The following is a 25,770-nucleotide window of genomic DNA, read 5'->3' on the forward strand; positions in this document are numbered from 1 at the left end:
CCGTTCGCCTGGTGTACGCACCCGCGTCACGCCAGGCTCCCTTACCGGAACCCCGGACGCGCTGTGCTGGGGTTGCTCAGCACCCCTCAACCGCGGAGGTCGTTCCCGCCATGGCAGAACTCAATCGTCGGCGTTTCCTGCAGCTCGCGGGCGGCACCACGGCCCTGACGATGCTGGGCGAAAGCATCGCCCGTGCCGCCGCGATCCCCGCGCAGGGGACCACCGGCTCCATCGCGGACGTCGAGCACATCGTGGTGCTCATGCAGGAGAACCGTTCCTTCGACCACTACTTCGGCGCGTTGCGCGGTGTCCGCGGCTTCGGCGACCCGCGCCCGGTGACCCTGCCCAGCGGCAAGTCCGTCTGGCACCAGTCCGACGGCACGAAGGAGACGCTGCCCTTCCGGCCGCCGTCCGAGGACCTCGGCATGGAGTTCCTCCAGGGCCTCAACCACGACTGGGCGGGCGGCCAGAGCGCCTTCAACAAGGGCAAGTACGACAACTGGGTGCCCGCCAAGACCGCCACCACGATGGCCCACCTGACCCGCCAGGACATCCCCTTCCACTACGCCCTGGCGGACGCGTTCACCATCTGCGACGCCTACCACTGCTCGTTCATCGGCTCCACCGACCCCAACCGCTACTACCTCTGGTCGGGCCACACCGGCAACGACGGCCAGGGCGGCGGCCCCGTCCTCAACAACGCCGAGGCCGGCTACGGCTGGACCACCTACCCGGAGCGCCTGGAGGCGGCCGGGGTCTCCTGGAAGGTCTACCAGGACATCGGCGACGGCCTCGACGCCGCCGGCTCCTGGGGCTGGATCAACGACGCCTACCGCGGCAACTACGGGGACAACTCCCTTCTGTACTTCAACACCTACCGGGGCGCCCAGCCCGGCAGCGCCCTGTACGAGAAGGCCCGTACGGGCACCAACGCCGCAGCGGGCGAAGGCTACTTCGACCAGCTGCGTGCGGACGTCGTGAACGGCACCCTCCCGAAGATCTCCTGGATAGCCGCCCCCGAGGCCTTCAGCGAGCACTCCAACTGGCCTTCCAACTACGGCGCCTGGTACATCTCCCAGGTCCTGGACGCGCTCACCGCCAACCCCGACGTGTGGGCCCGTACCGCGCTGTTCATCACCTACGACGAGAACGACGGCTTCTTCGACCACGTCGTCCCGCCGTACGCGCCCGCCGGCGCCGCGCAGGGCCTGTCGACCACGCCCACCGCCTTGGACGTGTTCCCCGGCAAGGCCGGGTACGTGGCCGGACCCTACGGCCTGGGCCCGCGCGTGCCGATGCTCGTGGTCTCCCCCTGGAGCACCGGCGGTTACGCCTGCTCCGAGACCTTCGACCACACCTCGGTCATCCGCTTCATGGAGCAGCGCTTCGGCGTCCACGAGCCCAACATCTCGCCCTGGCGCCGCGCCGTCTGCGGTGACCTCACCTCCGCCTTCGACTTCGCCCGCAAGGACACCGCCCCGGCCCCGCTGCCCGACACCGACGGCTGGTTCCCGCCGGACCGCGAGCGCCACCCCGACTTCCGGGCCAACCCGCCGGCGCAGGGGGCCATGCCCCGCCAGGAGAAGGGGCTGCGCCCCACCCGCGCGCTCAAGTACGCCCCGTACGTGGACGGCGCCGCGCTCGTCGCGGACGGCAAGTTCCGGCTGACGTTCAGCGGCGGCCCGGAGCTGGGCGCGCAGTTCTACGTCACCTCCGGCAACCGCACCGACGCCCCCTGGACCTACACCACCGAAGCCGGCAAGTCGATCGCGGACACCTGGAACACCGCCTACTCGGCCGGGTCTACCGACCTGACCGTGCACGGCCCCAACGGCTTCCTGCGCGGCTTCCGCAACCCGGGCACCACCCCCGGCCCCGAGGTCACCGCCCGCCACAACGCCAGGACCGGGAACCTGGACCTGACCCTCACCAACGCGGGAACCGCCACCGCCACGCTGACCGTCGCCAACGCCTACGGCGGCAGCCCGAAGCGCCTCACGGTCGCCAAGGGCGCCACCGTCACGCACACCGTCTCCCTGAAGAACACCCGCCGCTGGTACGACGTGACGGTCACCGCCTCCGGCTCCCCGGCCTTCCTGCGCCGCTTCGCCGGAAAGGTGGAGACCGGCGCGGCGGGCCTGTCGGACCCGGCGATCCTGACGGACCAGTCCTCCTGACGGACCAGTCCTCCTGACGGCACCTCACGACGAAGTGCCCGCGGCGCCGCTCCAGGCGGCCCCGCGGGCACTTCGCGCCTCAGGCGCGCTTCAGGCGCGCTTCAGCCGCAGGATCCGTCCCGCAACACCCGCCAGGTTGGCGCCCGCGGGGCGGGCGGGCTGATGCAATGCCCTCCAGGGCAGTGGAGCGGCGAGTGGCGGGCGAAGGAGGCACGTGTCGGAACAGGGCGGGCTGGAGGCGCGGCTGCGCTCCATGGAGGAGGCCCTGGAGCAGATCGGAACCTCCCCCGACGAGCGGCAGACCTGCCGGGAGCTGGCCGGATTCCTGTGCCGCACCCTGTCCGACGCCGCGGCCGTGGACCTGACCGGTCCCGGCGCCATCGGCCCGGGCGCCCGTACCGAACGCGTGGCGGTGGCCGGCGCGACGGCCCTCCTGGACGCGACCGGCGCCGGCGGCGCGGCGCTGGTCCGGGCGCTGGACCGCGACCATCCCCTCGAAACGTGGACCGCGGGCGCCGGGGCCACCCGCACGTACCTCGCCTCGGTCCCGCTGACCGCCCGCGGCGAGCTGTACGGCAGGCTCCTCACCTCCCGCACGCGGGGAGATTACGGGGACCACGAGCTGGCGACCCTGCACTTCGCGGCCCGCCTGACCGCCATCCACCTCGGTCACGCCCGGCGCCTCGCGGCGACGGAGACGACCGCGCTCGATCTGCAACGCGCCCTGGTCGCGGAACCCGGCCGGCCCCACCCCAACCTGGAGGTCGCCAGCCGCTACCTGCCCGCCGGGGCCCGCGCCCTGGTCGGCGGCGACTGGTTCGAGACGATCCGCCTGCACTTCGGCCGCACCCTCCTCGCCGTCGGGGACGTGATGGGGCACGGCCTGGAGGCCGCGGTCGACATGAACGCCTACCGCTCCGTGCTGCGCGAGGTCGCCTCCACCGATCTCGCCCCGCACCGGGTCCTGCGCCAGCTGGACTCCCTGTCCGCCTCCGACGACACCCGCAGGCCCGCCACCTGCCTGCTCGTCCGCATCGACCCGGCCCGGAGCATGGCCCTCTACGCCAGCGCGGGGCACCTGCCGCCCGCTCTCTTCAGCCGCGACGGCGTCGGCGAACTCATCGACGTACCCGTCGGCCCGCCCCTGGGCACCGGCGTCGGCGGCTACGAGGCCCTGGCCCGGCCGATCACCCCGGACCAGACCCTGCTGCTGTACACGGACGGCCTCGTGGAGCGGCGCAGCGAGGACATCGAGACGTCCCTGGCCAGACTCGCGGCCCTGCGCCTGGGCTCCCGGACGAGCCTCCCGGAGGTGGTGGACGCGGTCTGCGCCGGACTCGACGCGCAGCACGCCGAGGACGACGTCGCCGTGCTGGCCGCGCGCCTGCGCCCCCGGCTCACAGACTCAGCGTGACGATCCAGTAGTCGTACTCCTCCGCGGTGATCCCGCAGATGCGGCCGCCGGACCGGGAGCGGGCGATGAACTCGACGCGTCCCTGGTCGTCGACGAGCCGGGACACGTCGGCGGTGTCCGTGAGGCGTACCCGGACCCAGCCGACTCCGGAGCTTCCGGTCACGACCGCCGTGAGGAGGAACCTCCCGTCCTCACCGATGACATCGCCTCGACGCGCGTGTTCCAGCCACAGCTCGTGGACTCCCCCGAGGTCCCCCTCCAAGGCAACGGACGCGCTGGGCTCCACGCCGAACCCCGCCACGGCACGCCAGGCCGCGTCCACCGAGGGGCCGGGATCGTTCCCCCAGACCGCTTCCACTTCCAGGCCGCTGCTCCGGATGAGGTCGAGGAGAGCGTCCTCGCTGGTTCGCATGCGGATTCCCTTGCCATCCTTTGGCACCCCGTCAAGGGAAAGCACCTGGTCACGATGTGCGCGCCGGCGCACCGCGGGGGCGAGGCCGACGGGTGCAACGCCCCTCAGGGCCCCGAACGCACGAAAGGCCGCCTTCTCATTTCTGAGAAGACGACCTCCGACTCGCATAAAGCAAAGTCGGGACGACAGGATTTGAACCTGCGACCCCTTGACCCCCAGTCAAGTGCGCTACCAAGCTGCGCCACGTCCCGATGTGCTTCTGATCTGGGGTTTCCCCCGTCTCGGCGGCACATGCAGAACATTACCCCACACCGAGGGGTGTCCATGCACCGGTTATCGGCGGGAAGGGGAGGAAGCGAGGATGGAAGGGTGAACGCACGGGATCGGGACGGTGAGGGGCGGGCGCGGAACGCGCGGCCCAGGGACGGGCTGGGGCGGCCGCTGCCCTACGGGGCCCAAGGAGTGGAGCGGCAGCCCGAGGGAGTGGTGCGGACGCCCGGGGAGACGGTGGTGCAGGCGCAGCTGCTGCTGGACGCCGGGATGCCCTTCCACGCGCACGAGGTGTTCGAGGACGCCTGGAAATCCGGGCCCGATGCCGAGGCACCGCTGTGGCGGGCGCTGGCGCAGTTGGCGGTCGGGCTGACGCACTCCGCGCGCGGGAACGCGGTCGGCGGGGCCCGGCTGCTGCGCCGCGGAGCGGATGCCCTGGCCCTGGCCGGGCGGGAAGCAGCCGGGGGTGCGACCGCCTTCGAGGGCGGCCCCCCGTACGGGATGGACTTGGTCGGGCTCGTCGGCTGGGCCCGGGAGCTGGCGGGGCGGGTGGAGTCCGGGGCGGCCGTCGACGCGGCGGCCGAGGCCCCGCACCTCACGGGCGGGCCCGGCCCGGCCTGAGCGCGGGGCGCCGGCAACGGGCGGACCGGCTCCGGGCGCCCGGGAGGTGCGGAACACCAGCCTCCCCGGCGGTCCGGCCCGGCCGGGGCGGCACGGCGGCCTCCCCGGGTGATCCCGTTCCCATGCCCGGCCGGGGCTACGCCGGCTGGAGGAGGTCCCAGCGGTTGCCGTAGAGGTCCTGGAAGACGGCGACCGAGCCGTACGCCTCGTGGCGCGGCTCCTCCAGGAAGCGGACGCCCTCGGCGGTCATCCGGGCGTGGTCGGCGGCGAAGTCGTCGGTGTAGAGGAAGAAGCCGACCCGGCCGCCCCTCTGGTCGCCGACGCGGGAACGCTGGGCGTCGTCCTTGGCACGGGCCAGCAGGAGCGCGGACTCCTTGGCGCCGGGCGGGCGGACCACGACCCAGCGGGAGCCGTCCGGGCGAGGGGTGTCCTCGGCGAGGTCGAAGCCGAGCGCGCGGGTGTAGAAGTCGATCGCCTCGTCGTAGTCGTGGACCACGAGGGCGGTGAGGGCGAGGTGGGAGGACATGCCCTCATTGTGCGCCGAGGAGGACCACCTCCAGGGTGCGGGGGCCGTGCACGCCCTCCACCCGGTCCAGCTCGATGTCGCTGGTCGCGGAGGGGCCGGAGATCCAGGTCAGGGTCCGGGTGGGGTCCAGCAGCGGCAGGGCGCGGGGGACGGAGTCCACGACCTGGCCGGGGACGCGGACCACGCAGATGTGGTGGTCCGGGATCAGGGTGATCCGGCGCCGTCCCTGCTCCGGGCCGCCGTCCAGGACGAGCGTGCCGGTCTCGGCGATCGCCAGGGCGCAGCCGGTCACCACGCTGTCCACCGCGTCCAGTTGGTGCGCGGTGGAGTCCGCGCGGTCGTGGATCAGGGTCGCGTCGACGGCGGCCGTCCAGGACGGGGGCAGCCCGGGCGGTACCAGGACGGACTCGGAGCCCCGCTCGGCGAGGAGCCGCCTCAGCAGCACGGCGATGCCGTCCTCGTCGACCCGGTGGACCTTGGCCCGGTACTCCGTGAGGTTCGCGGCGAGCAGGTCCACGGTCTCGGCCGGGGTGCGGGCTCCGTGGACCGCGAGGTAGTCCCGGGGGATCCCGGTGTCCGGGCGCGGCTCCGGCAGGGCCCGGCGGATGCGGGCCAGGATCTGCTCCTTGGCGCTCACGGGCGTGCCCCCTTCTCGTGCTCCGGCTTCGCGGGCTCCACCTTCGCGGGCTCCACCTTCGCGGGCCCCGCCTTCTCGCGCCCCGCCTTCTCCCGCCCCGCCTTCTCCCGCTGGGCCCACCAGTCGCGGAACGAGTGCTCCGGGAGCTCCGGCAGCTCCCGGCTGTCGGTCCAGGCCCGCCCGGGCCCCGGCAGCCGGCGCGGTCGCAGCCGCCGGGCGCGGGCCAGCAGCCGCTCCCCCGCGCGCAGTGCACCCGGATGGTCGAGGAGGATCCGGGCGGCCCGCATCGCCGCGCGTTCGGCGGTGTGGCCGTCGGCGGGGCGGATGCGGACCCGGATGCCCTCGCGGGTCACCGGGCCGCCCTGGACCACGCGTTCGCGGAGGTGGAGGAGCACCTCGGGGATGTCGATGGCGACCGGGCAGACCTCGTAGCAGGCCCCGCACAGGGTGGAGGCGTAGGGCAGGGTGGCGTCGATCTCGCTGCCGGTGCCCCGGAGCTGGGGGCTGAGGATGGCGCCGATCGGGCCGGGGTAGACGGAGCCGTAGGCGTGGCCGCCGGCGCGCTCGTACACCGGGCAGACGTTGAGGCAGGCGGAGCAGCGGATGCAGCGCAGGGCCTGGCGGCCCACCTCGTCGGCGAGGGTGTCGGTGCGGCCGTTGTCGAGGAGGACGAGGTGGAAGGCGGAGGGGCCGTCGCCGTCGGCGCCCTTCGAGGGCCCCAGCCCGGTCCACATGGTCGTGTACAGGTTCATCCGCTCGGCGGTCGAGGAGCGGGGCAGGGTCTGGAGGAAGATCTCCAGGTCGCGGAAGGTGGGCACCACCTTCTCGATGCCGACCACCGAGATCAGGGTCTCGGGCAGGGTCAGGCACATCCGGCCGTTGCCCTCGGACTCGAAGACGACCAGGGTGCCGGTCTCGGCGACCATGAAGTTGGCGCCGGACACGGCGACTTTGGCCCGCAGGAACTTCTCGCGCAGGTGCAGCCGGGCGGCTTCGGCGAGCTCGCGCGGGTCGTCGCCCAGCCCTTCCGGGGCCGGACGGCCCCAGCCGCCCATCTCCGCGGCGAAGACGTCGCGGATCTCGCCCCGGTTGCGGTGGATGGCCGGGACCAGGATGTGGGAGGGCCGGTCGTGGCCGAGCTGGACGATGAGCTCGGCGAGGTCGGTCTCGTACGCGGCGATCCCGGCCGCCTCCAGGGCCTCGTTGAGGCCGATCTCCTGGGTGGCCATGGACTTGACCTTGACGACTTCCTTCTCCCCGGTGGCCAGGACCAGTTCCGTCACGATGCGGTTGGCCTCGTCGGCGTCGGCCGCCCAGTGGACGGTGCCGCCCGCGGCGGTGACGGAGGCTTCCAGCTGGAGCAGGTAGCGGTCGAGGTGGGCCAGCGTGTGGTCCTTGACCGCCTTGCCGGCCGCGCGCAGCCGGTCCCAGTCCTCCAGTTCGGCGACGGCGCGCGCCCGCTTGTCGCGGATCGTGTGCGTGGCGTGGCGGAGGTTGGCGCGCAGCACCTCGTCCCGTACGGCCTCGCGGGCCGCTTCGGGGAAGGCCGGCATGCCGAGGTGGGTGCCCGTCATACGAGTCCTTCGAACCCTTGGACGGGCTCCTCTTCCGTCGCGGCCAGGATCTCGGCGAGGTGCAGGGCCCGCAGCGGGGCGCCCTGGCGCCGCAGGATGCCGTCCAGGTGGGCCAGACAGGAGTTGTCGGCCCCGCAGAGGACCTCGGCGCCCGTGGACACCGCGTGGGCGGTCTTGTCGGTGCCCATCGCGGCCGAGACGTCGGGGTTCTTGACGGCGAACGTCCCGCCGAAGCCGCAGCACTCCTCGGCGCCGGGCAGTTCGCGCAGTTCCAGACCGCGTACGGCGGCCAGCAGCCGCCGGGGCCGGTACCCGAGGCCGAGAGTCCGCAGGCCGTGGCAGGACGGGTGGTAGGTGACGGTGTGCGGGAAGTACGCGCCGACGTCCGTCACGCCGAGGACGTCGACCAGGAACTCGGTGAGCTCGTACACGCGCGGTACGAGGCCTTCGGCGAGCGCGGCAAGCCCCGGGCCCCGCCCCTCCGCCTCGGCCGCGCGCCCGATCCGGGTGTAGTGGGAGCGGATCATGGCCGCGCAGGAGCCGGACGGGGTGACCACGTACTCGTACCCGGCGAAGGCCTCGGCGGTACGCCGGACCAGTGGTTCGGCCTCGCGACGGTAGCCGGTGTTGTACTGCGGCTGACCGCAGCAGCTCTGCGCGGCGGGGAAGTCCACGGTGACCCCGAGCCGCTCCAGGAGGCGGACGACGGCGATGCCCGTGCGCGGGTAGATCGCGTCGTTGACGCAGGTGACGAACAGGGCGGCTCGCATGATGGGCACAATAGCCCGGTGAAGAAGTTCTCAGTGATCGGCATAGGCGCGGGCGACCCGGACCATCTGACCCTCCAGGCGGTCAGGGCGATCGGCGCGGCGGACGCATTCCTCATCCTGGAGAAGGGCGAGGAGAAGGCGGATCTGACCGGGCTGCGGCGCGCGATGCTCGACGCGCACGCCCGCCCCGGACACCGCCTGGTGGAGGGCCGCGATCCCGACCGCGACCGGACGCCCTCCGACTACACCCCCACGGTGGACGGCTGGCGCAGCGCGCGGGCCGAGCTCTTCGAGCGGTTCATCGCCGAGGACCTGGCGGAGGGCGAGACGGGCGCGTTCCTGGTGTGGGGCGACCCCTCCCTCTACGACTCCACGCTCGCGATCCTCGACGAGGTGCTGGAGAAGGGCCGGGTCGCCTTCGAGCACGAGGTGGTGCCCGGCATCAGCAGCATCTCCTCGCTGCTGGCCCGCCACCGCACCAACCTCAACCGGGTGGGCCGCCCGGTCCAGATCACCACCGGGCGCCGGCTCGCGGAGGGCTGGCCGGAGGGGGTGGACGACGTGGTGGTGATGCTGGACGCCCGGCACGCCTTCACCGCCCACCTCGACCAGGACCTCTACATCTACTGGGGTGCGTACGTGGGCACCCCCGACGAGATCCTGGTCTCGGGGAAGCTGGCGGAGGTCGCCGGCCGGATCGAGGAGCTGCGCACCGAGGCCCGTGCCCGCAAGGGCTGGATCATGGACACGTACCTGCTCCGGCGCGACTGATTCCTTCCGCGCCCTTCCGCGCCCAGCTGCACGCGCCCCTCTAGGGGAGGTAGGCGGGCAGTATCTCGGCGAGCCGTTCGTACTCCTCGGCCCGGTTGTAGATCTGCCCGCTCACCCGGATCCCGCCGCCGCCCGGCCAGGGCCAGATCAGCACCCGGATCCGCTGCTCGGCCGCGATCCGCTCGCGCAGGTCGCGGGAGGCGTCCGGGGTCTCGGCCACCCCGGGCGGCAGCCGCAGCGTGCGCAGGGCGAGGCCCTCGGTGTACGGGAGCGGGGCGATTCCGGGGAGCTCGGCGAGCAGGGCCGCGCCGTAGCCGGCCATGGAGCTGTTGTGGGCCCGTACCTTCGCGGCGTCGAGCTCCTCCAGCAGGTCGAGCCCGTCCGGGGCGGCGAGCCAGCCGGTGTAGTCGAAGGTGGCCCGGTTCTCCACGGAGCGCGGGAAGCCGTAGTGCGCCTCCCAGGAGGGCACCGGCGGCCGGACCCGGTCGCGGTGGTGCGGGGCGACGGCCAGGATCGCGGTGCCGGACGGGGCGTAGGCCCACTTGTGGAGGTTGCCGAACCAGAAGTCCGCGCCTCCGCCCAGGGGGTCGGGAATCATGCCGGGCGCGTGGGCGCCGTCCACGATGGTGGTGATGCCCCGCTCGGCGAGTTCGGCGAGCAGCCGGGGCGAGGCGATGAGCCGGGCGGTGGGCGAGCTGATGTGGTCGAGCACGGCGACCCGGGTCCGCGGGGTGACCCCGGCCAGCACGGCTTCCCGTACGGCGTCCTCGTCGGGGAGGTCGGTGCCCAGTGCCACGGTGGTGAGCGGGGCGCGCCGGGCGGCGGCCGCGACGACCGTGCCGTAGCCGTGGTCGGTGACCAGGATCTCGTCGCCGGCGGCGAACTCCACGGCGTCGAGGGCCACGTTGGCTGCCTCGGTGGCGTTGGACACGAAGGCGAGCCCGGCCGGATCGGCGCCGAGCCGGGCGGCGATCCGGGTCCGGGCCTCGACGAGCCGGTCGGGCGCGCCGATGAAGAAGGCGTCGGGGTCGGCGTACGCCTGGGCCCGGAGGGCGGCCTGTGTTTCCTGGACGGGGATCGGCACCGCTCCGAACGACCCGTGGTTCAGGTGGCTGACGTCGTGAGAGAGCCGGAACAGCTCCCGCCCGCCCGGGAATTCGGCGGGACGGCGCATCGACCCGCTGCGTGAGGCCGCTCCGGACCGTCCGGCGGCGTCGGCGGGGGCGACGCGGTCGGTGCGGTCGGTGCGGTCGGTCGGCTCGGCGGGCTGGGTCACGTGGGACCTCCGTGGGTGCGGCGCGGCTGTCGGCCCGATCATGCCCCGCCGTCCACCGGAGCGACAGCCCCTCCTCCGGCCATCGCGGGGGCGAAGGCGCGGCGGCACCGCAGGAGCAGCTCCCGTACGGCGGGGCCGCGGGTATCGCGCCAGACCAGGGAGAGCAGGGCCGGGACCTCCACGTCCTCGATGGTCCGGGCGGTGAGCCGGTCCCGGTACGAACCGGCCATCGAAGCGCTCAGGACGGCGACTCCGAGGCCTCGGGCGGCGAGGTCCGCCATGGCGTCGGCGGCTCCGGCCTCCAGGGCGATCGGGAGTTCCCGTCCCTGTCCGGCGCAGGCCAGGTCGAGCACCGTGCGCAGTCCGGTGCCCGGCGGCATGCAGATGACCGGGTACCGGCCGAGGTCGCGCAGGGTCACCCGGTCCGCTTCGGCCAGGGGGTGCCCGTGCGGGACCGCGACGACCAGGCGCTCGCTGATGAGGGTGAGCGCCTCCAGCCCGTCGGGGGTGGTGGCGGCGGTTCCCACCAGGGCGAGGTCGACGGCGCCTGCCCGTACGGCCTGCACCAGGCGGTCGGAGTTGTCCTCCAGCAGGGCGATCTCCACGCCGGGGTGGGCCCGGTGGAAGGCGGCGAGGGCGTCGAAGAGGGGGGTGAGGGTGCAGCCGACCACCATGCCGACGGTGAGGCGGCCGCGGATCAGGCCGGTCACCTCGCCCACCGCCTGGGTGAGGGCCCCGGTGGCGGCGAGGGCCGCGCGGGCGTGGTCGAGGGCGGCCTTGCCGGCGGCGGTGAGGGTGGCGGTGCGGCCGGAGCGGTCGAAGAGCTCGGCCCCCAGTTCCTGTTCGAGGCGGCGGATCTGGGCGCTGACCCCGGACTGGCTGATGTGGACGCGCTCGGCCGCGCGGGTGAAGTTCTGTTCTTCGGCGACCGCGACGAAGTATTCGAGCTGCCTCAGTTCCATGACTGCAGATTCTAGTTACCAGCAGAACCAGCTGTTGGACTTCTGATCGCTGGGTGGCGAGGCTTGAACCGCACCCCGAAGAGCTGACCGACCGCAGGAGGAAGCCGTGCCGGACACCACCGACTACGCGTCGTACGAGAAGGCCCTGCACCCCGAGGACATCACCCGCCTGTTCGTCGAGCGGTCCAACGCCGGTGACGCGGCCGGGGTCGCCGCCCTCTACGAGGTGGACGCCGTGATGGCCTTCCCGCCCGGCGAACTGACGGTGGGGCGGGAGGCCATCCGCGCCCTGTGGGAGCGGGTGCTCGCGAACCGGCCCCGCTTCGAGCCGGAGCCCCCGCTGCCGACGCTGGTGAGCGAGGGCATCGCCCTCACCTCCACCCCTCCGAGCGACGGCGCCGGGGCCCGCGCCCAGGTCGTACGCCGCCAGCCGGACGGCAGCTGGCTGCGACTGCTGGACCAGCCGGAGTTCGCGCCGGGCGCGGGCGGAGCCTCGTAGGCCGTCTCCTGCGGATCGCTCCCGGCCTCAGGCCGCCGGCGGGCGCATGGTCTGGCGGAGCGTGGCCCCCGCGCCCAGTCCCGCGAGCCAGTCGTCCAGTTCGGCCAGGGCGGGCGGGCCCAGGAGGGCCGGGTCCACCGTGGTGCGGAGCTGGTGGGGCACCCCCGAGGCGAGCAGGAGGCGCAGGCTGCGCTCCGCCGAGGCGGCGGCGTGGCCGATGCCGGTGACCTTCTCGTACCGGCCGGGCGGAGCCTTGACGTCGAAGCCGACCCAGTCCAGCAGGCCGGCGTCCAGCAGCCGGGCCAGCCGCCGGGGGAAGGCTCCCCCGGTGTGCAGCCCGACCTCCAGGCCCAGCGCACGGGCCTCCCGCACGGCCTGCGGCAGGCCGCGCTGGAGCAGCGGTTCGCCGCCCGAGAAGACGATCCCGTCGAGCAGTCCCGTCCGGCGGGCGAGGTGGCCGAGCACCTCGTCCCAGGAGACGGCGGCGGGGGCCCGGGCGGGCAGCAGGCCCGGGTTGTGGCAGTAGCCGCACCGCCAGGGGCAGCCCTGGCAGAAGACGGTGGTGACCAGGCGGCCGGGCCAGTCGCAGGTGGACAGCCGGGACCAGCCGCCGATCCGGACGACCTCGCCGGGCGCCGCCGCGGCGGTCACACCGCGGCCTTGAAGTGGACGCGCTCGGCGTGTTCGCCCTTCTTGCCGATGTTGAAGGAGGACACCGGGCGGTGGTAGCCCATGACCCGGGTCCACACCTCGCACGCCGCCCCGCACGTGGGGCAGGTGGGCTGCTCCCCCGCCAGGTAGCCGTGGTCCGCGCAGATGGAGAAGGTCGGGGTCACCGTCAGGTACGGGAGCCGGAAGGTCTCCAGCGAGCGCCGGACCAGCTTGCGGCAGGCCTCCGCCGTCGGGATCCGCTCGGGGGTGTAGAGGTGCAGGACGGTGCCGCCCGTGTACTTGCCCTGCAGCTCGTCCTGGCGCTCCAGCGCCTCGAAGGGGTCGTCGGTCCATCCGACGGGCAGCTGGGAGGAGTTGGTGTAGTACGGGTTGGCGTCGGTGCCGGCCTGGAGGATGTCGGGGAAGCGGGCCCGGTCCTCCTTCGCGAAGCGGTACGTCGTGCCTTCGGCGGGGGTGGCCTCCAGGTTGTAGAGGTGGCCGGTGCTCTCCTGGAAGTCGGTCATCCGGGCCCGCACCCGGTCCAGGAGGCGGACCGCGAGGGCGTGCCCCTCGGGCGAGGTGATGTCGTGCGCGTCCCCGCTGAAGTTGCGGACCATCTCGTTGACGCCGTTGACGCCGATGGTGGAGAAGTGGTTGCGCAGGGTGCCCAAGTACCGCTTGGTGTACGGGAAGAGGCCGCCGTCGATCAGATCCTGGACGGTGACCCGCTTGAGTTCGAGGCTCTCCTTGGCCAGCTCGCACAGCCGGTCCACCTCGGCCAGCAGCCGCTCCTCGTCACCCGCGCAAAGGTGCCCGAGGCGGGCGCAGTTGAGGGTGACCACGCCGATCGATCCGGTCTGCTCGGCGCTGCCGAAGAGGCCGTTGCCGCGCTTGAGGAGCTCGGTCAGGTCGAGCTGGAGCCGGCAGCACATGGAGCGGATCATGTTCGGTTCGAGCTCGGAGTTGATGAAGTTCTGGAAGTACGGGAGGCCGTACTTGGCGGTCATCGCGAAGAGCCGCTCGGCGTTCTCGCCCTCCCAGGGGAAGTCCTTGGTGATGTTGTAGGTCGGGATGGGGAAGGTGAACACCCGCCCGGTGGCGTCGCCTTCCGCCATCACCTCGATGTACGCCCGGTTGATCATGTCCATCTCGGCCTGGAGTTCGCCGTAGGTGAAGCCGGCCTCCTCCCCCGCGATCACCGGGACCTGTTCGCGCAGGTCCTCGGGGCAGGTCCAGTCGAAGGTGAGGTTGGTGAAGGGGGTCTGGGTGCCCCAGCGCGAGGGCACGTTCAGGTTGTGCACGAGTTCCTGGACGCACTGCCTGACCTGGCCGTACGTCATCGCGTCGAGGCGGACGTAGGGCGCGAGGTACGTGTCGAAGGAGGAGAAGGCCTGGGCGCCCGCCCATTCGTTCTGCAGGGTGCCAAGGAAGTTCACGATCTGGCCGACGGCCGAGGAAAGGTGCCTGGGCGAGGCGGAGTCGATCTGTCCGGGGACTCCGCCCAGGCCCTCGGCCAGCAGGGTGCGCAGGGACCAGCCGGCGCAGTAGCCGGAGAGCATGTCCAGGTCGTGGATGTGGAGGTCGCCCTCGCGGTGGGCGCGGGCCACGGCGGCGGGATAGACCCGTTCCAGCCAGTAGTTCGCGGTGACCTTGCCCGCGGCGTTGAGGATGAGCCCGCCGAGCGAATAGCCCTGGTTGGCGTTGGCGTTCACCCGCCAGTCCCGGCGGTCCAGGTATTCGGTCACGGTCTCTACGGCATCGACGGCAGCGGTCACGGCAGCCCTCCCACGAGGCTCGGCACGGAAGAATGGCGGGCCCTCTTCGAAGGCCCGTGCCGGCAGGTGTCGGACTCGTCCGCCGTGGCGGACGTAACCGTTGCGGGGCAGTCCCGGATTCCCACCGGGTTCCCTGTTGCCTCGGTCGGGGCAAGGCCCCGCCGAACCGGCAAGGCCAACACTACATATGGATGCGACAGCAGAGCGCCACCACTACATATGGGGTGACGAAGGTCCCGAACCAAGGGACTTCGGCCCCTGCGGAGAGCAGCCGCAGGGGCCTCGCGGAGTCAGCCCCGGCCGCTGCTGGCGGCGTGGTACTGGAGGTCCTGCACCTCCACCGTGCGGTCCACCCGGTAGGGCAGCTCCACCCGGGCCCCGGTCCTGCCGTCCCGCACCACGGCCGCCGAGCCGGCGCCGGGACGGAGGGGAATCAGCTCGGAGTGGACCCCGGCCGGGGCTTCGTGCGCGTCCCCGGCCGCCCCTACGGCCGTACGGATGCTCGCGGGTGCGGTCAGGAAGCTCAGGACCTCGACCGTATCCCGGGCCGCGGCGCTGCCGCCCCGCAGCGACATCACGAGGGACTGGCCGCCGGCCGGGTCGGCGGCGGCGAACTGGGTGCGCGAGCTCAGGTACAGCGTGTCCCGGACGATCTTCGGCCAGCCGCCCGTCTTGAACCGCGTGAGGTAGTACGAGGAAAGGTCCAGATAGGCGTGGCCGTTGTGCAGGGAGGGCGCGAACTGGCTGCCCTCGCTGTAGTCGTTCCAGGTGGTGAGCTGGACCCAGTCCGCCCCGTCCTCGATGGCGCGGTTCCAAGTGGCTCGCAGGGTAGCGGTGTTGCCCGCCTCGTCGTAGATCCCCTGGTTGGGGCGGGCGTCCTGGACGGATACGGGCTGCATCCAGATCTTGCCCGCGGCGTGGGCGCGCCGTACGTCGCGCGTGGAGCCCTCCTGGCCGACGTAGCTGCGGCTGCCCCACTCGGAGAATCCGTAGCTGATGGACTCGAACGCAACCCTGTGCGCGCCGAAGTCGAGGAAGAGCGGGACGAAGGCGGTACGGATGCCGTGCCGTGACTTCAGGACGTCCATGACCCGGGTCCACCAGGCGGCGCTCTTCTCCTCCGCCTTGAAGGGCGAGACGACCAGCCGCCCGTCGGGGAGCCGGTGGGCGGCCGGTGACGTGCCGAGGTCCGCGAGGAGGTCGGCGAGCACGGCGGGGTCGTCGGTGCCCAGGGAGGTCATGTCCGGCATCAGCATGATCTTGAAGCCCGGATCCACTGAACGGGCCGCCTCCATCAGGAGGTTGCAGCGTTCGAGGTTCTTCCCGGAGAGGGAGAGCAGGTCGAGGGTGAATCCGTCGATGCCGGCGGCGCGTGCCGTGCGGACTTCCTGCTGGAGGTTGGCGAGCTCCCAGTTGCCGGCTTTGGGCGCGACGGGCGGGGGCCGGTCGCGCAGCAGGCCGCCGTAGCGCGCGTGCTTGCCGCTCTCGCCGTCCGGCTTCAGGTAGTTGCGCGTGTAGTAGTCGACGTCGGCGTTCGCGTTGTCCAGGGAGAGCGGGTACGGGGTGAAGTAGTGGGCGAAGACCAGCTTCTTGCCGGCGGCGCCGGAGCGCAGGGCGGCCGGCTGCGGCAGGTCGAAGGGCAGGGCTCCGGTGGGGCGCGTCCCGCCGTCCGTACCGGACCCCTGGGCCTTCGGGTCCGGGGCCGGCCCGCCCGGGCTCTGCGGGGCGGCGCTGCCCGCGCCGGTGGCGGTGGGGCCGGTGGTGGCGGGCGCGGGGCCGTCGCCGGGGGTCCCGGGCAGGGTGGCGGCCGGGCCGGGTCCCGAGCGGGTCCGTGCGTCCGCGACGGTACGGGGCTCCCAGGCGATGCCCGTCGCGGCGCAGACGCCCACGAGGAGGAAGGCGGACAGGAGGAGGCTCAGCAGGGGTCTTCGACGCCGGAATCCCGCACGGCGCCGGTGCGACGCGGGTCTCGCGCCCCGCCCTGCCCGACGCCGGTCCGCACTCATCCTGACCCCTCCCCCGAATATGCCCGCGCCATGCCCGTACATCGGGCGGCACTGCAGCAGTACAGCGGATTCCGGGGCCCCGGACAACTGTTCCCCGGGGGACGGGGCGGAGGTAGGACAGAGATCGGACGGAGATCGGACGGAGACGGGACGGGATTCGGTGCGCTCGCGAGGGAAAGGCCGCACCTCAGAGCGGCACCTCTGCACGCCCGGCTGGACAAAGGCGTGTGACCTGTACAACTGCTGCGATCACCGGGCGCCACGGGCGATTCACCGGAATAGGGAATTCCCCTGGCCTTTCCAGAAAAGTGGCGCATAATCGTCTTCATGCGGCTTGAAACAACCCTCTTGCCGCAGGTCACGCATGCAGGGGGGCATCGTGCCGATGAGGGATTCCAGAGGAGCCGGTACGTTCCCGGCGACCTCCGCGGAGCTGTCCCGTCTTTTCACCGCCGTGCGGAAGGGCAAAGTGCTGACCGTCACCGGTCGGTTCCGTGAGCCCCGGAGCCAGTTGGTGCACGAGATCGGGCAACGGCTCTCGTCCAATTTTTACGACGGCGTGGCCGTGGTGTCCATGGACCGGCGGTTCGGGGTCCGCGACCTGACGGCCGCTCTGGGCTGCGTACCGGGCATGCCGTTCCTGCCGTGCGGTACGTCGAACGCCACGTCGTGGCTGGCGGAGCGCGACATGCTGCTCGTCCTCGACGGCTGCGAGCACCTCGCGTCCGAGGCCCTGGACTGGCTGCGCGAACTGCTCGCCGTGGCCCCCGGGCTGCGGATCCTGGCCGCCGGACGTGACCCGCTGGCCTTCGCGCCGGAGCAGGTGCACCCCCTGTGACCGGACGCGGAAACGGGTTCGCCCCGGCCGGCGACTGCCGACCGGGGCGCACCCGTTGGAGCGGTGGACCTCGGTCCTGACGGACCTCAGCCCTGGCAGGACTCGTTCCTGACGGAACTCAGTCCTGCCGTGGCTGAATTCAGCCGAGGAGCGCGAGCGCCTCGTTCAGCGTCGCGGACGGCCGCATGATCGCCGAGGCCTTGGCGGCGTCGGGCTGGTAGTAACCGCCGATCTCCGCCGGGGCGCCCTGGACGGCGATGAGCTCGCCGACGATCTTCTCCTCGGACTCGGCCAGCGCCTTGGCCAGCGGGTCGAAGGCGGCGGCCAGCTTCGGGTCGCTGGTCTGGCGCGACAGCTCCTGCGCCCAGTACAGGGCGAGGTAGAAGTGGCTGCCGCGGTTGTCGATGCCGCCCAGCTTGCGGCTCGGCGACTTGTCCTCGTTGAGGAAGGTGCCCGTCGCCCGGTCCAGGGTGTCGGCCAGCACCTGGGCGCGGGCGTTGCCGGTGGTGGTGGCGAGGTGCTCGAAGGAGACCGCCAGCGCGAGGAACTCACCGAGGGAGTCCCAGCGCAGGTAGTTCTCCTTGACGAGCTGCTGGACGTGCTTCGGGGCGGAGCCGCCGGCGCCGGTCTCGAAGAGGCCGCCGCCGTTCATCAGCGGGACGACCGACAGCATCTTGGCGCTGGTGCCCAGCTCCAGGATCGGGAACAGGTCGGTCAGGTAGTCGCGCAGCACGTTGCCGGTCACCGAGATGGTGTCCTCGCCGCGGCGGATGCGCTCCAGGGAGTACGCGGTGGCCTCGACCGGCGACAGGATCTTGATGGTCAGACCATCGGTGTCGTGGTCGGCGAGGTACGTCTTGACCTTGGCGATCAGCTGCGCGTCGTGCGCGCGGCCCTCGTCGAGCCAGAAGACGGCCGGGACGCCGGTGGCGCGGGCGCGGGTGACGGCGAGCTTGACCCAGTCCTGGATCGGCGCGTCCTTGGTCTGGCAGGCGCGGAAGATGTCGCCGGCGGCGACCTCCTGCTCCAGGACCGTGGCGCCCGAGGCGTCGACGACGCGGACGGTGCCGGCGGCGGCCAGCTCGAAGGTCTTGTCGTGGCTGCCGTACTCCTCGGCCTTCTGGGCCATGAGGCCGACGTTCGGCACCGAGCCCATCGTGGACGGGTCGTACGCGCCGTGCGCGCGGCAGTCGTCGATGACGACCTGGTAGACACCGGCGTAGCTGCTGTCCGGAAGGACCGCGAGCGTGTCGGCCTCGGCGCCGTCCGGGCCCCACATGTGGCCGGAGGTGCGGATCATGGCCGGCATCGAGGCGTCGACGATGACGTCGGACGGGACGTGCAGGTTGGTGATGCCCTTGTCGGAGTCCACCATCGCGAGGGCCGGGCCCTCGGCGATCTCGGCGTCGAAGGAGGCCTTGATCGCGTCGGCGTCGGGCAGCGCGCCCAGGCCGTTCAGGATGGTGCCGAGGCCGTCGTTCGGGGACAGGCCGGCCGCCGCCAGGGTCTCGCCGTAGCGGGCGAAGGTCTTCGGGAAGAAGGCGCGGACCACGTGGCCGAAGATGATCGGGTCGGAGACCTTCATCATCGTGGCCTTGAGGTGCACGGAGAACAGGACGTCCTCGGCCTTGGCGCGCTCGATCTGGTCGTTCAGGAAGGTGCGCAGCGCGTCGACGTGCAGGACGGACGCGTCCACGACCTCGCCGGCGAGCACCGGTACGGACTCGCGCAGCACGGTGACGGCGCCGTCGGCGTCGACGAACTCGATGCGCAGCGTGTCGGCCTCGGCGATCACGGCGGACTTCTCGGTGGAGCGGAAGTCGTTCTCGCCCATGGTGGCGACGTTCGTCTTCGACTCGGAGGTCCAGGCGCCCATGCGGTGCGGGTGCGCCTTGGCGTAGTTCTTGACCGAGGCGGGGGCGCGGCGGTCGGAGTTGCCCTCGCGCAGGACCGGGTTGACGGCGCTGCCCTTGATCTTGTCGTAGCGGGCGCGGTTCTCCCGCTCCTCGTCGCTCTTCGGGTCGTCCGGGTAGTCCGGAAGCGCGTAGCCCTGGCCCTGGAGCTCGGCGACCGCGGCCTTGAGCTGCGGGATCGACGCCGAGACGTTGGGCAGCTTGATGATGTTGGCGCCCGGGGTCTTCGCCAGTTCGCCGAGCTCGGCGAGGGCGTCCGCGATCCGCTGGCCCTCTTCCAGGTACTCGGGGAAGCTGGCGATGATCCGACCTGCCAGGGAGATGTCACGGGTCTCGACATTCACACCGGCCGTCGACGCGTACGCCTGGATCACAGGCAGGAACGAATACGTCGCGAGGGCCGGGGCCTCGTCAGTGTGCGTGTAGATGATGGTCGAGTCAGTCACCGGATGCTCCGCTCCACAGTCTGCGTCTCTCGTCTGCAACATTGCTCGACATCAAGATATCTCGTGATCGGGCCGGTCTGGACAGCCCCCCGGCGCAAGCCCGTACGAGACACACGTCACGCTCGGTGGCCCCGGGACGGCCCGGAGCCGCCGGATCCGGCCGGAAACGGCGAAAGCGCCGCCACCGGCTGTTTCCAGCCAGGGCGACGCTCAGGCACTGCCGCTTACGGACCTGCTCAGGCGTGGACGGCCTTGGGGCTCGGGCCGTACTCGTTCGGGTTCGGCTGGCCCTCGGTGGCCGTCAGGACGAGCAGCCAGATGCCGCCGACGAACGGGACGAGGCCGATGAAGTACCACCAGCCGGACTTGCCGAGGTCGTGGAGCCGACGGACGGTGACCGCGAGGCTCGGCAGGAACGTGGCCAGGACGTACAGGCCGACGAACAGCGGGTAGGTCTCGAGCGCGAAGTCGATGATCACGAGGACGATCACGATCGGCAGCGAGAGCAGGGTGTACATCCAGTACTCCTGGCGGCGCGCGCGGCCGGAGAAGTCGGCGTACTTCTTCAGAACGTCGGTGTAGTAGTGCATGGGTCCCCCCAGAGAACGGCGTTCCGGCCCGCCCGGACGGAGCAAGCCGGGGCAGAACTTATGCCCCGCTTACGTCGCGGTCAAGCCAGTTGGCAAGGCATCAAAAGGGTTACCTTTCACCGCTTGGTGACTCAAACACACTGGTACCGGACGTCACTTGGGACCCTCCGCCCCCATCTCCTCACCATCCGTGACGAAATGAGCTGACGGAAGTCTTACGGAGGGGCGTGGGAGCCCCCCGCGCTGCCCCGAAGTCCGTAACGTCCCGGTCATGCGCGTACTCGTCACCGGCGGATCCGGGTTCATCGGCTCCCACATCGTTACCACTCTGCGCCTTCGCGGCCACGATCCCCTCGTCCTGGACCTCGTCCCCCCAGCGGACGATGCCGAGTTCGTACGGGCCGACGTCCGCGACCCCGAGGCGGTGCGCCGGGCTCTGCGCGGGGTGGACTCCGTCTGCCACCAGGCCGCGATGGTCGGCCTCGGCAAGGACTTCGCGGACGCCCCGGCGTACGTCTCCCACAACGACCTCGGCACGGCGGTGCTGCTCGCCGCCATGGCGGACGGCGGGATCCGGGACCTGGTGCTCGCCGGCTCGATGGTGGTCTACGGGGAAGGCCGCTACGAGTGCCCCCGCCACGGGGTGGTCCGCCCGGGTCCGCGCCGCGTCGCCGACCTGACCGCCGGCCGCTTCGAACCGCGCTGCCCCGTCTGCGACTCGGAGCTGGCGCCGGGGCTGGTCGCCGAGGACGCGCCGACGGACCCGCGCAACGTGTACGCGACCACGAAGCTGGCCCAAGAGCACCTGGCGGCCTCCTGGGCACGGTGCGTGGAGGGCCGGGCGGTGTCGCTGCGCTACCACAACGTGTACGGGCCGGGGATGCCGCGCGACACCCCGTACGCGGGCGTGGCCTCCTTCTTCCGCTCCTCGCTGGCGCGGGGCGAGGCCCCGCAGGTGTACGAGGACGGCGGCCAGCGGCGGGACTTCGTCCACGTGACGGACGTCGCGCAGGCCAACGCCCTGGCCCTGGAGGCCTCGACACCGCTCGGCGTGTGCACCGCTTACAACACCGGCAGCGGAACCCCGCACACGGTCGGCGACATGGCCACCGCCCTGGCCACGGCCCACGGCGGCCCCGCCCCGGTGATCACCGGCGAATTCCGCCTCGGCGACGTCCGCCACATCACGGCCGACTCCCACCGCCTGCGCACGGACCTGGGCTGGCACCCCGAGGTCGAGTTCACCAAGGGCATGACGGACTTCGCCCACGCCTGACCCCGATCACATCCAGCCCCAGGCCCGCACATCCGGGCCGACGCCGACCACATCCAGCCCCAGGCCCGCACATCCAGGCCGACGCCGGCCACATCCAGCCCCGCCGGCGTTTGAGGCGCGGGGGTCCGGGGGCTGGTCCCCGGCAACGGCGCCGCGCCCGCCCACGGCGGGAACCACCATCCAGCCCCGCCGGCGTTTGAGGCGCGGGGGTCCGGGGGCGGCGCCCCCGGGGACCGGCCCCGGCCGGCTCGGACTAGGCCGGCACCGGCAGGGTCACCTCGAACCGGCACCCTCCGGGAACGTTCCGTACCGCCGCCCGCCCCGCATGCGCCTCCACGATGCCCCGCACGATCGCCAGCCCCAGCCCCGCCCCCGCCGGAGGCGCCGGCACCGAGGCCACCCCCGCCGGAGGCGTCCGCGCAGGGGTGCCCCGCCAGCCCGTGTCGAAGACCCGCGGCAGGTCCTCCGGCGGGATGCCGCCGCAGCCGTCCGTCACGGAGACGACCACCGCTCCCCCGTCCGCCCGTACGGACGCCGCGATCGCCACCGTGCCGTCCGCCGGGGTGTGCCGGATCGCGTTGATCAGCAGGTTGGCCAGGACCCGGGTCATCTCCTTGCCGTCCACCTCCACCGGCACCCGGTCCACCGCTCCGCCGTCGAGCCGCACCCCGCGCTCCCGCGCCAGCGGGTGCACCCCGGACAGTGCGTCGCCGACCAGGTCGTACACGGACATCCGGCTCGGGCTCAGCGCCAGCGCCCCCGCGTGGATGCGGGACAGTTCGAAGAGGTCCCCGACCATGGAGTTCAGCCGGTCCACCTCGGTGCGGATCTGCCGGTGGTACCGCGCCGGATCCTCCGCCATGCCGTCCTCCAGGGCCTCGGACATCGCCCGCAGCCCCGCCAGCGGGGTCCGCAGATCGTGCGAGATCCAGGCCACCAGCTCCCGCCGCGAGGTCTCCAGCGCCCGCTCCCGTTCCCGGGACACCGCCAGCTTCTCGCTCGTCGCCGCCAACTCTCGCGAGAGTGCCGCCAGTTCCGCGGTCGCCAGCCCCGGCGGCGCCGCGAAACTGCCCCCGTCACCGAAGTCCCGCGCGGCCAGGGACAGTTCCCGGCTGCGGGCCACCACCCACCGCCCCAGCAGCAGCGCCACGGCCAGCGAGACCACCGCCGCCATCGCCACGACCAGGGTGACCACCCCGAGGTCGTGCCGGGACAGGAACATCGCCTGGGCCACGGCGAGCGTCCCGGCCAGCATCGCGGTGACCGTCACGGCGGCGATCACGGTCAGGGACACCGCCACCGACCGGTGCCGCACCAGCCTCAGCACGAGCGCGCCGAGCGCCCCCGCGCACACGGCCCCGCCGAACGCGAACAGCGCGATGAGCAGTATGTCCTTCATGCCGCGGCCACCTCGCCCGGTTCGAAGCGGTAGCCGACGCCCCACACCGTCTGGATCAGCTGCGGCCGCCCCGGGTCCTCCTCGACCTTGGCGCGCAGGCGGCGTACGTGCACGGTCACCGTCGACAGGTCCCCGAAGTCCCAGCCCCACACCTCGCGCATCAGCTCCTCCCGCCCGTGCGCCTGGCCCGGATGCCGCAGGAAGTGTGCGAGCAGGTCGAACTCGCGGACCGTGAGGGCCAGTTCGCGTCCGTCCTTCGCCGCCCGGTGGGTGGCCGGATCGAGCGTGATCCCGGCGCCCGTGAGCCGGGCCTCCGCCACCCCGGCCCCCGCGCCGGCCGCGGCCCCGGCGGCCGCCGCGCGCCGCAGCACGGAAGTGACCCGCAGGACCAGCTCGCGCGGGCTGAAGGGTTTCGTGACGTAGTCGTCGGCGCCCAGTTCCAGGCCCGCGATCCGGTCGTCCTCGTCGCCCCGTGCGGTCAGCATGATCACGGGCACCGGGCCGGTCGCGCGGAGCCTGCGGCACACCTCCAGCCCGTCCAGACCCGGCAGCATGAGGTCCAGTACGACCAGGTCCGGCCGGATCAGAGCGGCGTGGGCGAGCGCCGCCGGGCCGTCGGCGACGCTCTCCACCGTGTAGCCGGCGCGCCTCAGGTAGCCGGTGACGACCTCCGCGACCGTCGGGTCGTCGTCGACGACCAGGATCCGCGCGGGGGCCGGCTCCGCGCCGCCACCACCACCGCCCCCGTTGCCACCACTGCCGCTGCTCACGCCGTCACCGCTCATACCGTCCAGCCTCCCACCCGCGAGCTCCGGACCGGACCCCTGAACGCGTCCGTGGGGGCGACGTCCGCGTTTCGTAAGGAGTCCACGGCCCTTTTGCGGGGCCCCGGTTCCTACGGTGAAACCGTGAGCGAAACCGTGACGGTAGACGTCGTACTTCCCTGTCTGAACGAGGCCGAGGCCCTGCCCTGGGTCCTCGCGCGCATTCCGGCCGGCTGGCGGGCCCTGGTCGTGGACAACGGTTCCACCGACGGCTCCGCCGAGATCGCGCGGGCCCTCGGCGCGACCGTGGTCAGCGAGGCCCGGCGCGGTTTCGGCGCCGCCTGCCACGCCGGGCTGCTCGCCGCGGAGGCGGACGTCGTCTGCTTCTGCGACTGCGACGCCTCGCTGGACCCCGGGCTGCTGACCGGCTTCGTGGCGGCCGTCGCCGCGGGCGAGGCCGATCTGGTGCTCGGCCGGCGCCGTCCGCAGGGCCGCGGCGCCTGGCCCGCTCACGCCCGGGCCGGGAACCTGGCGCTGGCCCGGCTGCTGCGCCGGCGGACCGGGCTGCGGCTGCGCGATCTGGGCCCGATGCGGGCGGCCCGACGGGAGGGTCTGCTCGGGCTGGACCTGTCGGACCGGCGCTCCGGCTACCCCCTGCAGATGGTGGTCCGGGCCGCGGACGCGGGCTGGCGGATCCGGGAGGTGGACGTGCCGTACCTGCCGCGTTCGGGCAAGTCGAAGGTGACGGGCACCTGGCGGGGCACCTGGCAGGCGGTGCGCGACATGAGCCGGGTCCTGGCGCAGCCGGCCGCCGGCCGGACCGGCGCGGGCGTGCCCTCCGGCGGCGCACCCTCCGGCGGTGCGCGATGAGCACGACGACCACCCTGCTGGTGATCGCGAAGGAGCCGGTCCCGGGCCGGGTCAAGACCCGGCTCACCCCGCCCTTCACCCCGGCCGAAGCGGCCGCGCTGGCCGAGGCCGCGCTCGCCGACACCCTCGCCGCCGTGGCCGCGGCCCCCGCGCGGCGCCGGGTCCTGGTCCTGGAGGGCCGGCCCGGCCCCTGGCTGCCGTCCGGCTTCGAGGTGGTCCCGCAGTGCGCCGGGAGCCTGGACCTGCGGCTCGCCGCCGCGTTCGGGGCCTGTGACGGCCCGGCCCTGCTGATCGGCATGGACACCCCGCAGGTCACTCCGGAGCTGCTGGACGTCGACTTCTCGGCGTACGGGGCCTGGTTCGGGCCCGCCGTCGACGGCGGGTTCTGGGCGCTCGGACTGGCCGTCCCGGACCCCGCGCTGCTGCGCGGCGTACCGATGTCGGCCCCCGAGACGGGCGCGGTCCAGTACGAACGGCTGCGCGCGGCCGGGCTGCGCACCGGCCGGCTGCCCGTGCTGCGGGACGTCGACACCGCCGAGGACGCGCGTCTGGTCGCCGCCGGGGCCCCGGCGGGCGCCTTCGCCGCGCGGCTGGCGGACCTCACCCGGCCGGTCCTGCGATGACCACGCTCACCTCGGGCGGGGCCCGGGCCGGCGGTCCGGTCACCGCCTGGTCGGCGGACCCGTACACGGTGGCCCTGCGCCGCGGCCGGGGGCCGCTCTACCTGCGGCGGGGCGACGGATGGCTGCTCCCGCTGGACGTGGAGCGCTGGTGCGAGGCTCCGGACGGCGCCGACCGCACGGTGCTGGGCCGCTGCCGGGGAGCCGTCCTGGACATCGGCTGCGGCCCCGGCCGACTGGTGTCCGCGCTCGCCGCACGCGGGCACCGGGCCCTGGGCATCGACGTCAGTCCGGAGGCGGTGGCCCGGACCGCCCGCTCGGGCGCCGCGGCCTTGCACCGGTCGGTCTTCGACACCCTTCCCGGCGAAGGCCGTTGGGACACGGCGCTGCTCATCGACGGGAACATCGGCATCGGCGGCGACCCCGCGGCGCTGCTGCGCCGGACGGCCGAGGTGCTCGCGGTGACGGGCTCGCTGATCGTGGAGTGCGTCCGGCCGGAGGCCGGCGCCGACCTGGACGAACGCTGCGAGGTCCGGGTGGCCGACGGCCGCGGCGGCCTCGGGGCGCCCTTCCCCTGGGCCCGCGTCGGCCCGGCGGCCCTGGCCCGGCACGCGGCGGCCACGGACTGGACCCCGGCCGGCCACTGGACCGCGGCGGACCGGTCCTTCACCGTACTGACGCGCGGGGGCGCAGCCCCGTAGGGCGGTCCGGGG

Annotated in this window: 24 protein-coding genes, 1 tRNA gene and 1 riboswitch; of the genes, 10 read left to right on the top strand and 15 right to left on the bottom strand. The window is 72.9% G+C overall.

Annotation, left to right across the window (positions count from 1 at the left end):
• Positions 1–110 precede the first annotated feature (110 nt).
• Together OHA37_RS05385 and OHA37_RS05390 are read left to right on the top strand one after the other, a co-directional pair.
• Positions 111–2,177 (top strand): phosphocholine-specific phospholipase C, encoded by a 2,067-nt coding sequence (locus tag OHA37_RS05385; RefSeq protein WP_266902993.1) that lies wholly within the window; start codon positions 111–113, stop codon positions 2,175–2,177.
• A 214-nt stretch (positions 2,178–2,391) separates the two neighbouring features.
• The gene (locus tag OHA37_RS05390; protein WP_266902995.1) at positions 2,392–3,591 is read left to right on the top strand and encodes a PP2C family protein-serine/threonine phosphatase; all 1,200 of its coding nucleotides are present in this window, start codon (positions 2,392–2,394) and stop codon (positions 3,589–3,591) included.
• Here OHA37_RS05390 and OHA37_RS05395 read toward each other — a convergent pair.
• On the bottom strand, positions 3,575–4,003 hold the full coding sequence (locus OHA37_RS05395) for a hypothetical protein (RefSeq protein ID WP_266902997.1): 429 nt from the start codon (positions 4,001–4,003) through the stop codon (positions 3,575–3,577). The two genes, OHA37_RS05390 and OHA37_RS05395, sit on opposite strands and share 17 nt — an antisense overlap.
• A gap of 177 nt (positions 4,004–4,180) precedes the next feature.
• Positions 4,181–4,254, bottom strand: a tRNA-Pro gene (locus OHA37_RS05400).
• A gap of 73 nt (positions 4,255–4,327) precedes the next feature.
• Between OHA37_RS05400 and OHA37_RS05405 the strand changes: the two genes are divergently transcribed.
• Positions 4,328–4,894: a DUF309 domain-containing protein gene (locus OHA37_RS05405; protein WP_443046116.1), complete on the top strand. Its 567-nt coding sequence runs from the start codon at positions 4,328–4,330 to the stop codon at positions 4,892–4,894.
• A gap of 136 nt (positions 4,895–5,030) precedes the next feature.
• Here OHA37_RS05405 and OHA37_RS05410 read toward each other — a convergent pair whose 3' ends face one another.
• The 4 genes from OHA37_RS05410 to OHA37_RS05425 are packed head-to-tail and all read right to left on the bottom strand — an operon-like array spanning position 5,031 to position 8,401.
• Positions 5,031–5,420: a VOC family protein gene (locus OHA37_RS05410; RefSeq protein WP_266903001.1), complete on the bottom strand. Its 390-nt coding sequence runs from the start codon at positions 5,418–5,420 to the stop codon at positions 5,031–5,033.
• Positions 5,421–5,424: 4 nt separating this feature from the next.
• Positions 5,425–6,057: a LutC/YkgG family protein gene (locus OHA37_RS05415; protein ID WP_266903003.1), complete on the bottom strand. Its 633-nt coding sequence runs from the start codon at positions 6,055–6,057 to the stop codon at positions 5,425–5,427.
• Positions 6,054–7,631, bottom strand: a complete 1,578-nt coding sequence (locus OHA37_RS05420; RefSeq protein ID WP_266903005.1) for a lactate utilization protein B — start codon at positions 7,629–7,631, stop codon at positions 6,054–6,056. Before OHA37_RS05420 ends, OHA37_RS05415 begins: the two co-directional genes overlap by 4 nt.
• Positions 7,628–8,401 carry a (Fe-S)-binding protein gene (locus OHA37_RS05425; RefSeq protein WP_266903007.1) on the bottom strand — a complete coding sequence of 258 codons (774 nt, stop codon included), beginning with the start codon at positions 8,399–8,401 and terminating at the stop codon, positions 7,628–7,630. Before OHA37_RS05425 ends, OHA37_RS05420 begins: the two co-directional genes overlap by 4 nt.
• An 18-nt stretch (positions 8,402–8,419) precedes the next feature.
• On the opposite strand from OHA37_RS05425, the gene cobF reads away from it, so the two are divergent.
• Positions 8,420–9,172 carry a precorrin-6A synthase (deacetylating) gene (cobF, locus tag OHA37_RS05430; protein ID WP_266903009.1) on the top strand — a complete coding sequence of 251 codons (753 nt, stop codon included), beginning with the start codon at positions 8,420–8,422 and terminating at the stop codon, positions 9,170–9,172.
• A gap of 40 nt (positions 9,173–9,212) precedes the next feature.
• Here cobF and OHA37_RS05435 read toward each other — a convergent pair whose 3' ends face one another.
• A complete protein-coding gene (locus OHA37_RS05435; RefSeq protein WP_266903011.1) occupies positions 9,213–10,448 on the bottom strand; it encodes an aminotransferase class V-fold PLP-dependent enzyme in 1,236 nt (411 codons plus the stop codon).
• Positions 10,449–10,486: 38 nt separating this feature from the next.
• The gene (locus OHA37_RS05440; protein WP_266903013.1) at positions 10,487–11,410 is read right to left on the bottom strand and encodes a LysR family transcriptional regulator; all 924 of its coding nucleotides are present in this window, start codon (positions 11,408–11,410) and stop codon (positions 10,487–10,489) included.
• A gap of 106 nt (positions 11,411–11,516) precedes the next feature.
• Here OHA37_RS05440 and OHA37_RS05445 point away from each other — a divergent pair, with 106 nt between their 5' ends.
• The gene (locus OHA37_RS05445; protein ID WP_266903015.1) at positions 11,517–11,909 is read left to right on the top strand and encodes a YybH family protein; all 393 of its coding nucleotides are present in this window, start codon (positions 11,517–11,519) and stop codon (positions 11,907–11,909) included.
• Positions 11,910–11,936: 27 nt separating this feature from the next.
• Here the strand turns inward: OHA37_RS05445 and OHA37_RS05450 are convergent, their stop codons facing one another.
• The 3 genes from OHA37_RS05450 to OHA37_RS05460 all read right to left on the bottom strand — a co-directional run bounded on the left by OHA37_RS05450 (position 11,937) and on the right by OHA37_RS05460 (position 16,341).
• Positions 11,937–12,560: an anaerobic ribonucleoside-triphosphate reductase activating protein gene (locus OHA37_RS05450; RefSeq protein ID WP_266903017.1), complete on the bottom strand. Its 624-nt coding sequence runs from the start codon at positions 12,558–12,560 to the stop codon at positions 11,937–11,939.
• Complete coding sequence (locus OHA37_RS05455) at positions 12,557–14,335, bottom strand: ribonucleoside triphosphate reductase (RefSeq protein ID WP_266903019.1); 1,779 nt, start codon at positions 14,333–14,335, stop codon at positions 12,557–12,559. Before OHA37_RS05455 ends, OHA37_RS05450 begins: the two co-directional genes overlap by 4 nt.
• A gap of 44 nt (positions 14,336–14,379) precedes the next feature.
• A riboswitch (cobalamin riboswitch) is annotated at positions 14,380–14,521 on the bottom strand.
• Positions 14,522–14,625: 104 nt separating this feature from the next.
• Positions 14,626–16,341: a glycoside hydrolase family 71 protein gene (locus OHA37_RS05460; protein WP_266903021.1), complete on the bottom strand. Its 1,716-nt coding sequence runs from the start codon at positions 16,339–16,341 to the stop codon at positions 14,626–14,628.
• Between the two features lie 385 nt (positions 16,342–16,726).
• On the opposite strand from OHA37_RS05460, the gene OHA37_RS05465 reads away from it, so the two are divergent.
• The gene (locus tag OHA37_RS05465; protein ID WP_266903023.1) at positions 16,727–17,179 is read left to right on the top strand and encodes a hypothetical protein; all 453 of its coding nucleotides are present in this window, start codon (positions 16,727–16,729) and stop codon (positions 17,177–17,179) included.
• A 139-nt stretch (positions 17,180–17,318) separates the two neighbouring features.
• Here the strand turns inward: OHA37_RS05465 and OHA37_RS05470 are convergent, their stop codons facing one another.
• The gene (locus tag OHA37_RS05470) at positions 17,319–19,538 is read right to left on the bottom strand and encodes an NADP-dependent isocitrate dehydrogenase (protein WP_266903026.1); all 2,220 of its coding nucleotides are present in this window, start codon (positions 19,536–19,538) and stop codon (positions 17,319–17,321) included.
• 236 nt (positions 19,539–19,774) lie between these two features.
• Positions 19,775–20,128, bottom strand: a complete 354-nt coding sequence (locus OHA37_RS05475) for a DUF805 domain-containing protein (RefSeq protein ID WP_266903028.1) — start codon at positions 20,126–20,128, stop codon at positions 19,775–19,777.
• 271 nt (positions 20,129–20,399) lie between these two features.
• Between OHA37_RS05475 and OHA37_RS05480 the strand changes: the two genes are divergently transcribed.
• A complete protein-coding gene (locus tag OHA37_RS05480) occupies positions 20,400–21,404 on the top strand; it encodes an NAD-dependent epimerase/dehydratase family protein (RefSeq protein WP_266903030.1) in 1,005 nt (334 codons plus the stop codon).
• Positions 21,405–21,657: 253 nt separating this feature from the next.
• Here the strand turns inward: OHA37_RS05480 and OHA37_RS05485 are convergent, their stop codons facing one another.
• Both OHA37_RS05485 and OHA37_RS05490 read right to left on the bottom strand, forming a co-directional pair.
• Positions 21,658–22,803, bottom strand: coding sequence for a sensor histidine kinase (locus tag OHA37_RS05485; protein WP_266903032.1), 1,146 nt, complete (start codon positions 22,801–22,803; stop codon positions 21,658–21,660).
• Positions 22,800–23,507, bottom strand: a complete 708-nt coding sequence (locus tag OHA37_RS05490) for a response regulator (RefSeq protein WP_443046287.1) — start codon at positions 23,505–23,507, stop codon at positions 22,800–22,802. The genes OHA37_RS05485 and OHA37_RS05490 overlap by 4 nt, the downstream gene beginning before the upstream one ends.
• Positions 23,508–23,711: 204 nt before the next feature.
• Here OHA37_RS05490 and OHA37_RS05495 point away from each other — a divergent pair, with 204 nt between their 5' ends.
• The 3 genes from OHA37_RS05495 to OHA37_RS05505 are packed head-to-tail and all read left to right on the top strand — an operon-like array spanning position 23,712 to position 25,758.
• Positions 23,712–24,437, top strand: coding sequence for a glycosyltransferase family 2 protein (locus OHA37_RS05495; protein WP_266903035.1), 726 nt, complete (start codon positions 23,712–23,714; stop codon positions 24,435–24,437).
• Positions 24,434–25,060: a TIGR04282 family arsenosugar biosynthesis glycosyltransferase gene (locus OHA37_RS05500; protein ID WP_266903036.1), complete on the top strand. Its 627-nt coding sequence runs from the start codon at positions 24,434–24,436 to the stop codon at positions 25,058–25,060. Before OHA37_RS05495 ends, OHA37_RS05500 begins: the two co-directional genes overlap by 4 nt.
• Complete coding sequence (locus tag OHA37_RS05505; protein ID WP_266903038.1) at positions 25,057–25,758, top strand: class I SAM-dependent methyltransferase; 702 nt, start codon at positions 25,057–25,059, stop codon at positions 25,756–25,758. The genes OHA37_RS05500 and OHA37_RS05505 overlap by 4 nt, the downstream gene beginning before the upstream one ends.
• Positions 25,759–25,770: the final 12 nt, after the last annotated feature.

It is taken from the genome of Streptomyces sp. NBC_00335 (assembly GCF_036127095.1).
Classification (GTDB): Bacteria; Actinomycetota; Actinomycetes; order Streptomycetales; family Streptomycetaceae; genus Streptomyces.